This is a genomic window from Microcoleus sp. B4-D4, from assembly GCF_036705185.1.
In the GTDB taxonomy this organism is placed as follows: Bacteria; Cyanobacteriota; Cyanobacteriia; order Cyanobacteriales; family Microcoleaceae; genus Microcoleus.
Map to the genome: position 1 here is coordinate 221,062 of NZ_JAUBTX010000002.1, position 16,318 is coordinate 237,379.

3 protein-coding genes are annotated in these 16,318 nt (G+C 49.4%); all 3 read left to right on the forward strand.

The annotated features are described in order from the left end of the window. Nucleotides 1-159: 159 nt before the first annotated feature. The 3 genes from QUB13_RS02720 to QUB13_RS02730 all read left to right on the forward strand — a co-directional run bounded on the left by QUB13_RS02720 (nucleotide 160) and on the right by QUB13_RS02730 (nucleotide 16,169). Nucleotides 160-3,477 (forward strand): non-ribosomal peptide synthetase, encoded by a 3,318-nt coding sequence (locus QUB13_RS02720; RefSeq protein ID WP_333378692.1) that lies wholly within the window; start codon nucleotides 160-162, stop codon nucleotides 3,475-3,477. Nucleotides 3,478-3,633: 156 nt separating this feature from the next. Next, nucleotides 3,634-8,727, forward strand: coding sequence for an aminotransferase class III-fold pyridoxal phosphate-dependent enzyme (locus QUB13_RS02725; RefSeq protein ID WP_333378695.1), 5,094 nt, complete (start codon nucleotides 3,634-3,636; stop codon nucleotides 8,725-8,727). A gap of 140 nt (nucleotides 8,728-8,867) precedes the next feature. After that, nucleotides 8,868-16,169 (forward strand): amino acid adenylation domain-containing protein, encoded by a 7,302-nt coding sequence (locus QUB13_RS02730; protein WP_333378697.1) that lies wholly within the window; start codon nucleotides 8,868-8,870, stop codon nucleotides 16,167-16,169. Nucleotides 16,170-16,318 lie beyond the last annotated feature (149 nt).

The following is a 16,318-nucleotide window of genomic DNA, read 5'->3' on the forward strand; positions in this document are numbered from 1 at the left end:
TTTGAGTTAGCCTCGCCTCGTAGGATAAAAATTTACAGCAAAAAACACAACATTCAGATGCTGGCGATCGCGCTTTAGCCTGAATTGTTAATTAAAAGAAGTCTTAAAAATCCGGTAACACTTGCTCAAAAGTTTTTAGTTCAATAGTCGCAGGTAAGTATGTCTTTGCAAGCAGCAGACCATCCCCAATCTGTAGCAACTGATAGCGAATCTTCCTATCAACTTTCACCGATCCAGCAGGGGATGTTGTTCGAGGGCCTTTCGGGTCAACAGTCAGGGGTAGATATCGAACAGGTACTGTGCAGCCTGGGCGAAGAATTGAATGTTTCAGCTTTTGTCGATGCTTGGCGCCAAAATGTCGATCGATATCCAGTTTTGAGAACGAGTTTTAGTTGGTTGGATCGAGAGGTGCCGGTGCAAACTGTACACCAAAAAGTCGAAGTACCAATTGTAGAGGGAGACTGGCGTTGTTTTTCCCAGGGCGATCGCACCCGCCAACTCGCAACATTTTTACAAGCCGATCGCCTGCAAGGATTTGACCTAACTCAACCGCCGCTGATGCGTTTGGCTTTGTTCCGAGTTGCGGAAACCGAATACAAACTCATCTGGACTTATCACCATATTTTGCTTGACAGTACCTCGGCAATAACTGTTTTGCAAGCAGTTTTTACCTTGTACGAAGCCCTGACTGGCGATCGACAATTAGAATTAACACCGCCCAGTGGCGATCGAGATCCCAGCCATCGAATGCAGCAAGATATCTCAAAAACAGAAGCATTTTGGAGGCAATACTTAAGCGGTTTGGGCGATCGTACCCCTTTGGTTGGCGGTGTTTCCCCGGTAGGGAAGATAGCAAACCCGCAAGAAAATTTATCATCACCAGAAATCCGGCTTTCTAGCAGTGTTACCGCAGCTTTAAACTCTCTAATTCAAGAACAACAACTAACCCTGAATACCCTGCTGCAAGGAGTCTGGGCTTTACTTTTGAGCCGCTGTTCGGGTTCGCAAGATGTAGTATTTGGATCTATTTGCAACAGCCGATCGCCAAATAGAGAAAAAATAGAACCAGCAGTAGGATTGTTCATCAATACTTTGCCACTGAGAGTAATTGTCACTCCAGAAATGCCAGCCATCGATTGGCTGAAACAACTACAAAATCAAGGGAATGCGCTGCAAGAATACAGTAACGTACCGCTGGCCAAAACTCAAGAATGGAGCGAAATCCCCCGCAGCAGCGCTTTATTTGAAAGCTTGCTAGTCGTTGAAAAGTGCCAGTTCAATTCTGCCCTGCAATCTCTAGGCGATGACTGGAAAAACCGAGAATTTCAGCTTTTAGAACAGACGAGTTTTCCCCTAACCGTTTACGGCTACGGGGGAGACGAACTGCTGCTGAAAATTGCGGGCGATCGCCAGCGGTTCGATGAAAACGCCCTTACCCGAATGTTGGGACACCTGCAAACTTTGCTCGAAAGTATAGCCGCGAATCCCCAGCAGAAAATTAGCAAATTGTCAATGCTGACAGCAGCCGAAATTTCGCAGTTGCAGCAGTGGAATCAAACTGAGGCAAATTATCCCGACAACAAATGCGTTCACCAATTATTTGAAGCGCAAGTCGATCGATCGCCCGATGCCATTGCCGCCGTTTTTCCCCACAATTCCCGACAGCAGCTTACCTACCGCGAACTCAATTCGCGATCGAATCAACTAGCCCATTACTTGCAGCAATTAGGAGTCGGGCCCGATGTTTTAGTCGCGATTTGCATGGAACGTTCCTTAGAAATTGCGATCGCCGTTTTAGGCATTCTCAAAACAGGCGCAGCTTACGTGCCGATCGATCCAGCTTATCCCAAAGAAAGGCTGACTTTCATGTTAGCCGACACCAAAACTCCCGTTATACTCACACAATCTCACCTAGTGTCCGGCTTGCCGGAACATCAAGCGCGAACCGTTTGTTTGGACGCAAACTGGCAAGAAATAGCCAATTACAGCACCGAAAACCCCGCCAGCACCGTATCTCCCGACAACTTAACCTATACAATATATACATCCGGTTCCACCGGCAAACCCAAAGGAGTTCTCCTCCCGCACCGCGCCCTAGTCAACCTAATTGCGTGGCAACTGCAAAACTCCACCTTGGAAGACGCAGCCAAAACCCTGCAATTTGCCTCCCTCAGCTTCGATGTCTCATTTCAAGAAATGTTTTGTACTTGGTGTGCGGGCGGCACTCTCGTTTTCATCACCGAAGAAATGCGGCGAGATGCGCGGAGTTTGTTGCAGCTAATCGACACAGAAAAGATTCAAAGATTGTTTCTCCCTTTCATCGCCCTGCAACACTTAGCCGAAGCCGCCGATAGCTATCAGCTAGTACCAAAATCGCTGCGCGAAGTAGTCACCGCCGGCGAACAGTTGCAAGTCAACCGTTACATTACCAGCTTCTTTCAGCAGCTAGAAAATTGCACCCTGCACAATCAATACGGCCCCTCCGAGAGCCACGTTGTCACAGCTTATACCCTCAGCGGCCCGCCGGAAAATTGGCCCGCACTGCCTGCGATCGGCCGCCCTATTGCCAACACGCAGATATATCTGTTACAAAAAGATGGTGAGCCTATACCTTTAGGAGTAGAGGGAGAACTATACATCGGGGGTATCTGTTTGGCCCGGGGCTATCTCAACCGCCCGGACTTGACTGCTGAAAAATTTATTCCTAATCCTTTTAAACACAATGAAATAAGCACGATCGAGGATAAAGAAGATCGCCTTTACAAAACTGGAGATTTAGCCCGCTACCTGCCCGACGGTAATATCGAGTACATCGGACGGATTGACGGCCAAGTCAAAATTCGCGGCTTCCGCATCGAGTTGGGAGAAATTGAAACTGCACTCGCAAAACATCCGGCAATTAAACAAGCTGTGGTGCTAGCGCGGGAAGACACACCGGGGGACAAACGATTGGTGGCTTATTTAGCAGTCAATCCACAAGAGCAACTAACAATTGCTGACCTCCGCGTCCAATTGCAAGGACAACTCCCCGATTACATGGTGCCTGCGGTGTTTGTGACTGTGGAGGCGATGCCGAAGACACCCAGCGGCAAAATTGACCGCCGCGCCCTGCCGCCACCTGACTCACAGCGACAAGAACTGTCCCAGGGTTACGCGGCGCCGCAAGGCGAGTTGGAGAAAGTGCTAGCGGGCATTTGGTCTAAGTTGCTGAAGCTCGATCGCGTGGGGATTCATGACAATTTCTTCGAGATTGGAGGTAATTCTCTGATGACTCTGCAAATTGCCGTGCAAGTGCGGGCTCTATTAGAAAAAGACTTGCCAGTTGTCAAATTGTTCCAGCATCCGACGATCGCCCAATTGGCCAATTATTTAAACCAAGGAGAGAGCACGAATCAGTCTAGTAATAAATTTCAAGATAGGGCCGATCGACAAAAAGCTGCTTTTGGTCGATCGAAGCAGTTTACAAAAAGACGGTAGTTAGTAGTTATTGGTTAGTAGTTATTGGTTAGTAGTTATTGGTTAGTAGTTATTAATTGTTTGTTTTAGTTGTTTAAAAGAGGAGGATAGACAGAATAAAAATGTAACGAGCTGTTGAATATTAGGTATTTTAGGTTTAATTATAGGAGCTTACTTATGACTAATTCACAGGAAAACTTAGAACTTGACGGGATTGCAATTATTGGCATGGCCGGTCGCTTTCCCGGTGCTGCAAGTGTCGATGAATTGTGGCAGAATTTGTGCGGCGGAGTCGAGTCCACAACGCTGTTCAGCGACGCAGAACTAGACCCCAGTATTGACCCCAATCTCAGACAAGATCCGAATTACGTCAAAGCTAGAGGAATTATTGACGGGGCCGATCGCTTTGATGCAGCATTTTTCGGCGTGAGTCCCCGCGAAGCCGAAATTACCGACCCGCAGCAGCGCGTTTTTTTAGAAATAGCTTGGGCCGCCCTAGAAAATGCCGGCTGCGATCCGAATACTTTTAACGGTTCGATCGGAGTTTACGCCGGCACGGGCAACAATACCTATTTTCCCAACAACATCGCCGGACGATCGGACATAATTTCCCGCGCGGGCGAGTTTCAGGTAATGGTAGGAAATGAAAAAGACTACATTGCTACCCGCACTTCTTACAAACTCAATCTCAAAGGGCCCAGCGTCAGCGTCCATACCGCTTGCTCTACATCATTGGTTGCAGTTTGTCAAGCTTTTTATGCCTTAATGAGCTATCAATGCGATTTAGCTCTCGCCGGCGGAATTTCAATTACAGCTCCCCAAAATAGCGGTTATTTGTATCAAGAAGGGGGGATGTTTTCCAGCGACGGACACTGCAAACCTTTTGATGCTAAGGCTGAAGGAACCGTATTCGGCAACGCAGGCGGGGCTGTGGTACTGAAGCGTTTGGAAGAAGCGATCGCTGACAGAGATACAATTTATGCCGTAATTCGCGGCGTCGGCCTCAACAACGACGGGGCAGCCAAAGTCAGCTTCGCAGCGCCCAGCGTAGACGGGCAAGCAGACGCGATCGCGATGGCGCAGGCGATGGCAGGCGTAGATCCAGAAACCATATCCTACGTCGAAACCCACGGCACGGCAACTCCCCTCGGCGATCCGATCGAAATTGCAGCTTTGACACAAGCCTTTGCCCTCAAAACCTCAGCCAAACAATTTTGCGCGATCGGCTCCATCAAAAGCAACTTCGGACACACGATCGCCGCCGCCGGAGTCACGGGGCTGATTAAAACAGCTTTAGCCCTCAAACACCAACAAATACCCGCCACTCTCCACTACCAAACACCGAATCCGGCGATCGATTTTGCCAACAGCCCCTTCTACGTCAACGCTGAACTTGCGGAATGGAAAGCAGGCACAACGCCCAGAAGAGCCGGAGTCAGTTCCTTTGGAGTCGGCGGTACCAACGCTCACGTCGTCCTCGAAGAAGCCCCCGCGCTGGCACCGTCAAGTCCTTCTCGCCCCAGACAGTTGCTGCTGCTGTCGGCAAAAACTCCATCTGCTTTAGACGCAGCTACCGCAAATTTGCGATCGCACTTCGCCGAAAACCCAGAACTCGATCTCGCCGATGCTGCTTACACCTTGCAAACCGGGCGGCAAGCCTTTAATTACCGCCGCTTCGCCGTTTGCAGCGATCGCGCCGATGCCGTGCAGCTACTCGAATCGCTGCCGCCGCTGCGTACAGCAACCCGCTGCACCGAAGCCAGAAATCCGGCGGTAATCTTCATGTTTCCCGGACAAGGCGCGCAATACGTCAATATGGGCTTGAATTTGTACGAATCTGAGCCTTTATTCCGCGAAACGGTCGATCGCTGCGCCGAAATTTTGCAGCCGCACCTCGGCCGAGATTTGCGCGAAGTGCTGTATCCCGGTAGCGATGAAGCGACAGCCGCCGAGTCGCTGCGCCAAACTTTCTTGACTCAGCCTGCGATATTTACCGTAGAGTACGCGCTGGCTCAACTGTGGCAGAGTTGGGGCGTAACTCCCCAAGGTGCGATCGGGCACAGCATCGGCGAATTTGTCGCGGCAACTATCGCCGGCGTGTTTTCCCTGGAAGATGCCTTGATGCTGGTGGCTGCGAGGGGGCGCTTGATGCAAGATTTGCCCGGTGGTTCGATGCTGTCGGTACGGTTGCCGGCGACGCAAGTCGAAGGGCGTTTGAGTGGGGATTTGGCAGTGGCTGCGGTGAATGCGCCGGATTTGTGCGTGGTTTCTGGGCCGACAGATGCGATCGCACTTTTTGAACAGCAATTAACCAGCGAAAAGATTGTTTGCAAACACTTGCACACTTCCCACGCTTTTCATTCGCCGATGGTAGATTCGATCGTCGAACCATTCGCCGAATACGTGAAAAAAGTGCAGTTGTCAGCGCCAACCATCCCCTTTGTTTCGACTGTAACTGCTAGTTGGATAACCGCAGAACAAGCAACAGATCCGATGTATTGGGCGCGGCATTTGCGGGCGACAGTGCGTTTTGCCGACGGCATTAAAGAGCTGTGGCAAGATCCGAATCGCGTGCTTTTGGAAGTTGGGCCGAGAACAACGGCTGCTACTTTGGCTCGCAAACAATCGAAGGATTTGAAACAGCAAGTCGCGATTTCTTCTCTAACCGATAATCCAGATAACAACGCTGAATGGACTGCTTTGTTAAGCGCAGTCGGACAGCTTTGGCTCTGCGGAGTGGCGATCGACTGGCAGAGTTTTTATCAGGAGGAAACGCGCGATCGCCTTCCCTTGCCAACTTATCCTTTTGAAAGCAAACGCTTCTGGATAGAACCCATGCGGAGAGAGGGGGAGATGGGGAGACGGGGAGAGGGGGAGAGTGGGAGAGGGGGAGACGGGGAGAATTCCCAACTCCCAATTCCCGATGCCCAATCCCCAATTCCCGATGCCCAATCCCCAATTCCCGATGCCCAACTAACAACTATCAACTCATTACCAATGTCAAATTCACAAGTCGCAACCCAACAACCAGCTCGCAAGGAAAGACTCATTCCCCAAATCAAAAATATCTTAGAAGAAACTTCTGGTGAAGATTTAGGCAGCGTCAGCGACGATATGACCTTTTTAGAAATGGGTTTAGATTCTCTATCTTTGACTCAAGTAGCGCTGAACCTGCAAAAAGAATTTAAGGTTAAAATTACCTTCCGCCAGCTACTAGAAACTTTCCCCAGTCTCGAAACTTTATCTGAATTTATCGACGGATCTTTGCCGCCGGAAGTTTTGCCCGCACCAATGGCCGCACCAATTGCAGCACCAATGGCCGCACCAATTGCAGCACCAATTGCCGCACCAATTCCTGCACCAATTGCAGCACCAATTGCCGCACCAATCGCAGCCAGCGCCCCGGTAAATCTGCCCGCCCCGCAACCTCACCTCTTGCAACCCTTACAGTCGAGCAACCTCGAATACTTGATCGGCCAGCAGTTGCAGATTATGTCGCGACACCTAGAATTGTTAGGTGGCGGTGTTCCCGCACAGCCGACACCGACAGCCCCACCTCAAATGGTGCAGCCCCCCGCACCGGTGCAACAGATCCCGCAATCCCACAATAACGGCAGCACGATCGCCCCAATCGCCCAACCTGCACCATCCGCCGAACCCACAGCCGAACCCAAAAAAGTATTCGGCGCGGCCGCCCGCATCGACACATCCGATCGCGGTGCCTTAACTCCATCGCAAAAAGCATATTTAGAAACATTTGTCAAGCGGTACACGGCGCGAACCCAAAAATCGAAACAGTACGCTCAGAGTCACCGCCACCACCTCGCCGATCCGCGCGTAGTTTCCGGCTTTAACCGGACGATGAAAGAGTTGGTTTATCCAATTGTCACAGTGCGATCGTCCGGTTCTAAACTTTGGGATGAAGACGGTAACGAGTATGTCGATTTAACCAACGGTTTCGGGTCGAACTTTTTCGGATATTCGCCTTCATTTATTACAGAAGCGATCGCCGCTCAAATGCAATTAGGCTTTGAAATCGGGCCGCAAACACCGCTAGCAGGGGAAGTCGCCGAACTCGTGTGCGAAATGACCAAGCACGATCGCGTGGCCTTCTGCAATACCGGTTCTGAGGCAGTTTTGGGTGCAATGCGACTCGCGCGCACCGTCACCGGCAACAGTACGATCGTCACGTTTACCGGAGACTATCACGGAATTTTCGACGAAGTAATCGTGCGGGGGACTAAGAAATTGCGATCGCTCCCAGGAGCACCGGGAATTCCCCAATCCGCCGTTGACAATACCCTGATCCTGGACTACGGCGAACCCGAATCCCTGGAAATCCTCAAAGCGCGGGCGGGCGATTTTGCAGCCATCATGGTAGAACCGGTACAAAGCCGCCGCCCCGACTGGCAACCGCGAGAATTCCTCCACGAAGTGCGCCGGATTTGCGATCGAGCCGGTTGCGCCTTCATCATGGACGAAGTGATTACCGGATTCCGAGTAGCACCGGGCGGCGCTCAAGAATATTTCGGCGTACAAGCCGATATCGGTACCTACGGCAAAGTCGTCGGCGGCGGAATGTCGATCGGGGTAATTGCGGGCAAATCTGCCTGGATGGACGCTTTAGACGGCGGATTTTGGCAATTCGGAGATGACTCGTTCCCCGAAGTTGGCGTTACCTATTTTGCCGGAACTTTTGTCCGCCATCCCCTGACTTTAGCAGCCGCCAAAGCATCCCTCGAATATTTGAAACGGGGCGGGCCTTCCTTGCAGCGCGATCTCAATGCCAAAACTGACCAATTAGTTGCAGAATTGAACGCCATGTTCGATCGCGAGCAAGCACCTTTCACAGTCAAAAACTTTGGTTCCCTGTTCAAAATCTCCTACCCGCAAGATTTTCCTCATGGAGAATTGCTGTTTTACTCGCTGCGGGAAAAAGGAATTCACATTTGGGATAACCGCCCGTGTTTTCTGACGCTAGCCCATTCCGACGCAGATCTTGCTTTTATCAAAGAAGCATTTAAAAACAGCATTGCCGAATTACAGTCAGCCGGATTTTTAGCCGGTGGATCTGGGGAAGCTGTGAGGGCGATCGATTTCAACAAAAATGGCAATACAAATGGATCGAAATCGTCAATTGCTTTCTCAAACAATTCTCCCGTACCCGGTGCCAAATTAGGGCGAGATCCTAATGGCAATCCAGCTTGGTACATAGCAGATCCAGAGCGTCCCGGAAAACATTTACAAGTAGGAGATAGTTTGTCAAATTGACGGTTAGCGTTAGTAATTAAATCACGTAGGGGCGGGTTCACCGATCTTAATTGCCGCAAACCGATAGTCTCGCAAACCCGCCCCCACTAACCGTGATGGTTGACAATTAAATCCTGTAGATACTAACCAACGCATAGCCAATGAAAATAGCCGCAGATTTACAACCAAAACTAACTGCTGTAGACTTCGATCCTTTCGCCGGCGGAGAACTTTTTGCTTGCGTACCCGCGACGGAATCGCAAAAGGAAATCTGGATTGCCGTGCAAATGGAAGACGAGGCAAATTGCGCTTACAACGAGTCGATGTGTCTGCGATTGCAAGGAAATCTCGACGTTGAATCTCTCCGATTTTCCATTCAAGAATTGGTGCAGCGACACGAGTCGCTGCGGACAACATTTAGCCCTGACGGATCGACTCTCTGCATTGCGTCGTCGATCGAGATTGATATTCCTTTGATAGATTTGTCAATTTTGGACGATCGCGAATCTAAATTAGCACATTTGCGCCGCCAAGAAGTCGAACAGCCTTTCAATTTAGTGCGCGGGCCGCTGTTTCGCAGTCAAATTATCAAGCTGCAAGAACAGGAACACATCGTTATTCTCACCTGTCACCACATCGTTTGCGATGGCTGGTCTTGGGGCATATTATTCCCTGATTTGGGTGAAATTTATTCTGCAAAAAATCAAGGCTTAGCGGTCAATCTTCCACAGCCCGAAAGTTTTATAGAGTACGCAATTTCACAAGAAGAACAAGCAACAAGCCCCGAAGTTATTGCCGCTGAAAAGTATTGGTTAAATCAGTTTTCAGGCACGATTCCAGTGCTGGATTTGCCGACAGACAGAGCGCGGCCTCCTTTGAGAACTTACAAGGGTTCGCGGGAAGATTGGGAACTCAAGCCGGATTTGGTTGCTAACCTCAAACGCCAGGGAAAGAAAGCAGGGTGCAGTTTTTTTACAATTCTCTTGGCTGGATTTGAAGCTTTTATCTACCGCTTGTGCGGACAAGAGGATTTGGTTGTCGGAATGCCGGCGGCGGGACAGCTTGTTGGGGGCAAAGACAAGCTTGCCGGACACTGCGTAAGTTTCTTGCCGTTGCGTACCCAAATTAACGGAGAACAATCTTTTATCGATTATTTGCGATCGCGCCGCACTGGAGTTTTAGATGCGATCGAACGCCAGCAGCTAACCTTCGGTACTCTGGTCAAAAAACTAGCAATGCCACGGGATTTCAGTCGCATTCCGCTAGTGCCTGTAAGTTTTAATTTGGATGTGCAGCTTACCGAAGATCAGCTGAATTTTGAAGGTTTTAAGGCTGAAGTCTTCTCGAATCCGAGAACTTATGAAAATTTTGAATGGGCGGTGAATGCCAGCGAAACAAAAAACAAACTCGTGCTGGAGTGTCAGTACAATACTAACTTATTTGATGCTGCGACAATCCGCCGCCGCATGGCTGAATTTGAGGTGCTGTTAGAGGGAATAGTTGCTAATCCAAACCAGAAGATTTCAGAATTGCCCCTGCTAACCGAAGCAGAGGGATACCAGTTGCTAGTGGAATGGAACAACACCACAAAAGAATATCCCTCTGATAAGTGTATCCACCAGTTGTTTGAGGAACAGGTTACGCGATCGCCCGATGCCATTGCGGTGGTTTTTGAAGATAAACAGTTGACCTACCTCCAACTCAACCAACGGGCTAACAAAATAGCACATCACTTGAGAACTCTGGGTGTGGGGCCAGAAGTTTCGGTGGGTATCTGCGTGGAGCGCTCCCTAGAGATGGTAGTGGGATTGCTTGGTATCCTCAAGGCTGGTGGTCCTTATGTGCCGCTTGACCCAGAGTATCCTACTGAACGCTTGAGCTTTATGCTCCAAAACGCTCAAGTTAAGGTGCTGTTGACGCAACAGCGACTGGTTGAGAAGCTACCTGAATATGAAGCGCAGTTTGTCTATTTAGATACTGATTGGCAGGTGATTTCCCAGTCGAGCGAGGAGAATCCAATCACTGGTGTGGAAGCAACTAACTTGGCTTATGTGATTTATACTTCCGGTTCTACAGGTCAGCCTAAGGGAGTAGCAATGAATCATTTTTCTCTTTGCAATCTGATCTTGTGGCAACTTCAAAATACGACAATTTCTAGCGGGGCAAAAACTCTACAATTTGCTCCTATCAGCTTTGATGTCTCCTTCCAAGAAATGTTTTCTACTTGGTGTTCTGGAGGGACATTACTCTTGATTGCAGAGGAATTACGACGAGATGCATTCGCTTTGTTAGGTTTACTCCAAGAAAAAGCTGTTGAGAGACTGTTTGTCCCCTTTGTTGCCTTACAGCAAATAGCTGAGGTAGCTACTGGTAGTGAATTAGTTACCAGCTATTTACGGGAAATCATTACTGCTGGTGAACAGTTGCAGATTACTCCCGCCATTTCTAGCTGGTTGAGCAAGCTAACTGATTGTACTTTGCACAATCATTATGGACCATCGGAGAGCCATGTTGTCACCACTTTTACCCTCACTAATTCAGCGGACAATTGGCCGATACTTCCTCCTATCGGTCGTCCCATCGCTAACACGCAAATTTATATTCTCGACCGCCTCCTAAAGCCAGTCCCCATCGGCGTATCGGGTGAACTACACATCGGCGGTGCTGGCGTCGCCCGAGGCTACCTAAACCGTCCCGATTTGACTGATGAAAAATTTATCCCTAACCCCTTCACCACTCAATCTGGGTCACGCCTCTACAAAACTGGCGATAAAGCCCGTTACCTAAGTGACGGTAACATTGAGTTTCTAGGTCGCATCGACAATCAAGTCAAGATTCGCGGCTTCCGCATCGAACTGGGGGAAATTGAGGCAGCGATCGCGCAGTACCCCGGCGTGCGAGAAACTGTAGTTATAGTGCGAGAAGATGTTCCAGGTCAAAAATATCTGGCAGTTTACATTGTCGCCAACAACTCGTCCACGATCGCCACTAGCAACTTGCGGGGTTTTCTTAAAGAGAAACTGCCTGATTATATGATACCGGGAGCATTGGTGATGTTGAATGCCCTGCCACTAACCCCCAGCGGCAAGGTAGACCGTCGCGCCTTACCCGCACCAGAATTTCGACCCGAACTGCAACAGTCATTAGTAGCCCCAAGAACTCCTATTGAAGAGATGCTAGCCAGCATTTGGGCGGATGTCCTGAGAATTGAAATTGTGGGCGTTCACCACAATTTCTTTGAACTGGGCGGACATTCCTTATTAGCCACTCAAGTAATTTCGAGAGTGCGCGATACCTTTGCCGTCGAATTAGCGCTACGCAGTTTGTTTGAAGCACCCACCATTGCCGAATTCGCCTCTCGGGTAGAGAATTCGCTCTCTAACGGACAATCACAAGAAGCAGAGCCGCTTCTACCAATTCCAAGGTCAGGGGACATCCCACTATCCTTTGCTCAACAGCGACTGTGGTTTCTCGACCAGTTACAGCCCAACAGTGCCTTTTACAACATCCCGGTAGCGTTGCGTCTTTTCGGTCAGCTCAATATAGCGGCGCTACAGAACAGCATCAACGAAATTATCGGGCGTCACGAAGCCTTACGCACCAACTTCGCGACAGTAGAGGGAGAACCCATTCAGGCGATCGCTTCAACTCACAGTTGGGAACTACAAGTAGTCAGCTTGTTGCACCTAGGAGAAAGCGAGCGAGAAATTGAAGCGCAACGATGGGTAAATGAAGAAGCGAATCGACCTTTTAACCTGGAACGAGAGCTTTTGCTCCGAGGTTTGGTGCTGCAGCTAGGTGAAACCGAGTACGTCTTGCTGTTTACCATGCACCACATTATTTCTGATGGGTGGTCTGTAGGCGTGTTCTTGCGAGAGTTAGCAGAACTTTACAAAGCCAACAGCACGGGCATGGCTCCGGTTTTACCAGAATTATCCGTACAGTACGCCGACTTTGCGGGTTGGCAGCGGCAGTGGTTGTCTGGAGAAATACTGGTTCCCCAGCTTGACTACTGGAAGCAACAACTATTGGACGCTCCAGCTTTATTAGAATTACCCGCAGACCGAGCGCGACCGCCTGTTCAAACCTTCCGGGGAGGATATTACTATGCAGCCCTTTCCCTGGAATTGAGCGCGGAACTTACCGCTCTGGGCAAGCGAGCGGGAGTCACTCTGTTTATGACCCTTTTGGCAGCATTTCAGACATTACTCTCCCGCTATACAAACAGTGAGGACATCGTAGTGGGTACGCCTGTAGCTGGTCGCAATCGGCGGGAAATTGAAGGACTAATTGGCTTTTTTGTCAATACCTTAGTGCTGCGTACCGACCTCGGCGGCCACCCCAGTTTTGAGGAGTTACTCGCCAGAGTTCGGGAAGTGGCGCTGCAAGCTTACGCGCATCAAGACTTGCCCTTCGAGAAGTTGGTAGAGGCATTGCAACCAAGGCGAGACTTAAGCTATACGCCTCTGTTCCAGGTAATGTTTGTCCTCAACGACGCTTTGGTTCCTGCTGTGGAACTGCCTGAGTTAACGGTAAGTTCATATCCGCTGGAAATCGGCACAGCCAAGTTTGATTTAACTTTATCAATGGAGAATACGGCTGATGGATTGGTAGCAGAATGGGAATACAATGCTGACCTGTTTGATGGGTCAACGATCGCTCGGATGGCGGGACATTTCCAGACTTTACTCGAAGCGATCGCAGCCAATCCAAAGCAGAAGATTTCAGAATTGCCCCTGCTGACAGAAACAGAGCGACACCAGATCCAGATCGAGTGGAATAACACTCAAACAAATTATCCCGAATCAGCCTGCATTCACCAACTATTTGAAGTTCAAGCAGAGCAAACTCCCGATGCTGTAGCCTTAGTTTTTGGCGAACAACAGTTAACTTACCAACAGCTAAATTCTCGGGCCAATCAACTCGCCCATTACTTGCAAACTTTGGGGGCTGGGCCGGAAGTTTTAATCGGTGTTTGTTTCGATCGCTCTATGGATGCGATCGTCTCGCTGTTAGCTGTTCTCAAAGCCGGCTCTGCTTACTTGCCTTTAGATCCAGCCTATCCCCAAGACCGTCTGGAATTCATGCTGTCAGATGCCGCCCTATCGGTGCTGTTAACTCAACAGCATTTAACAGAAAAGCTGCCCGATACTGAAGCAAAAATAGTTTGTTTGGAGCAGGTGCGGGAGGAAATAAACGCACAAAGTGAGGACAATCTTGCCCATCTCGCGCAGGCGGAAAATCTGGCTTATGTCATGTATACTTCCGGTTCCACAGGCAAACCAAAAGGCGTTTGTGTCGTCCACCGTGGGGTAGTGCGGTTAGTGAAAAACACCGATTATGCGAGCTTCAGCGCCGCCGAAGTCTTCCTGCAACTGGCTCCGATTTCCTTTGACGCTTCGACGCTGGAAATTTGGGGGGCGCTGCTTAACGGGGCGCAACTGGTTGTCTTTCCCCCAGGAACTCCATCTTTAGCAGAGCTGGGAGAGGCGATCGGTTTATATAAAGTGACAATTTTGTGGCTGACCGCCGGACTGTTTCACTTGATGGTAGACGAGCGGATTGAGGATTTAAAGGGCTTACGTCTACTGTTGGCTGGCGGCGATGTTTTATCTGTTACCCACGTCCAGAAATTGCTGAGAGAGGCTCCAAACTGCCAATTAATTAACGGTTACGGGCCGACAGAAAATACGACTTTTACTTGCTGTTTTGCGATCGCCCGTGACAGTCAAATTAGCAATTCGGTGCCGATCGGCAGACCGATCGCCAATACTCAAGTTTACATACTCGATCGCCATTTGCAGCCAGTGCCGATCGGCGTTCCGGGCGAGTTGTATGCAGGCGGTGCAGGCTTAGCCAGAGGCTACCTCAACCGCCCCGATTTAACAGCCGAAAGATTCATTCCAAATCCTTTGATCGCCAACCAAGAAGATGGATGGAAAAATGCCGAAGGGCGATCGGTTTCAAGCCTTCTTCCTTCTGCAAATCACCTTTACAAAACAGGGGATTTAGCCCGCTATCTGCCCGATGGTAACATTGAGTATTTGGGACGCATTGACAATCAAGTAAAGATTCGCGGCTTCCGCATTGAAATAGGAGAAATTGAGGCCGTACTGGCTGGACATTTAGATGTGAGTCAAGTGTCTGTGGCAGTTCAGTTAGATGCTTCAGGGAATAAATGTCTCGCAGCTTATGTAGTCCCGGGCCCAGGCAAAATTCTCGCCGCCAATACCCTGCGGAGTTTCCTGCAAAAAAGACTGCCAGACTACATGATACCCGCTGGGTTTGTGTTCCTCGATGCTTTGCCCTTGAACCCCAACGGCAAAGTTGACCGCCACGCTTTGGCAAGTCAAAAGTGGCAATCTGCCAGCGTTGCACCCGATCAAACAATTGCTGTTGCCCCCCGGGACAAATTAGAATTCCAAGTGAAGCAAATTTGGGAACAAGTTTTAGGCATCAATTCAGTTGGCATCAGGGACAATTTCTTCGAGATAGGAGGGCATTCGCTGTTAGCAGCGCGTTTGTTAGCTGAAGTTGAAAAAGTATTCGGCAAAAAACTGCCACTATCTGCAATTTTCCAATCGCCAACAGTCGAACAATTGGCTGATATTCTCCGCGAACCGGAATGGTCGTCTCCCTCTCCGTCAATGGTAGTGATTCAACCGGGAACAGGGAGTTACAAACCTCCTCTTTTCTGCATTCACGTACTCGGTAGGGGATTGGAATTTTACCGTCCTTTACTGAATCATTTGGAGCAATCGCAGGCTATTTTGGGACTGTCTACCCAGATTATGGATGAAAATCTGGCTCCCCCAAATCGAGTTGAGGAATTGGCAGCTTATTACATCAAAGAAATGCAAGTTTTCCAGCCGCACGGGCCTTATTTTCTGTTAGGAGTATCTTTTGGTGGAACAGTAGCTTTTGAGATAGCTAGGCAACTTCATGCCAAAGGTGAAAAGGTAGCTTTGCTGGGATTGTTGGATACCTACGGCCCGGATGCTTTTAAAAATTTGCCTCAAGTAAAGCGCGGTCAACGGGCGATGAAAGTTTTACACATGACTCCCGGTGTATTTCTGCGAAAAACTCAGAGCAATCTGGCGGGAAAAGTCGAAAGTATTACTAATCAAATATGGAGGATTTCTTCTAAGTTTTACCAAGCGATCGGGCGTCCCTTGCCGATCGATCTGGAAAACTTCACTCATCGAGAACTCAATGAAGAGGCATTGAGACACTATGTAGCAGGAGTTTACTCGGGTGGAGCGACTATCTTCAAAGCGGTTGAGAGTGCCATCTTGTTTGATGCCGATCCCGAATTGGGTTGGGGCGAGGTAGTTACAGGAGGAATAGAGATTCACGAGATCCCTAGCGACCATTTGGGGATGTTACAAGAGCCGCACGTTCGTATACTGGCGGAAAAATTGCAGGCTGCGGTCGATCGCGCTCGGCAAATGAATTGTCAATAATGTTAAGTCTTTTGGTTATTGGTTATTGGTGATTGGTGATTGGTGATTGGTGATTGGTTATTGGTTATTTGTTAACAGTTAACAGTCACCAGTTAGCAGTCACCAGTTAGCAGTTAACAGTTAACAGTCAACAGTCAACAGTCAACAGT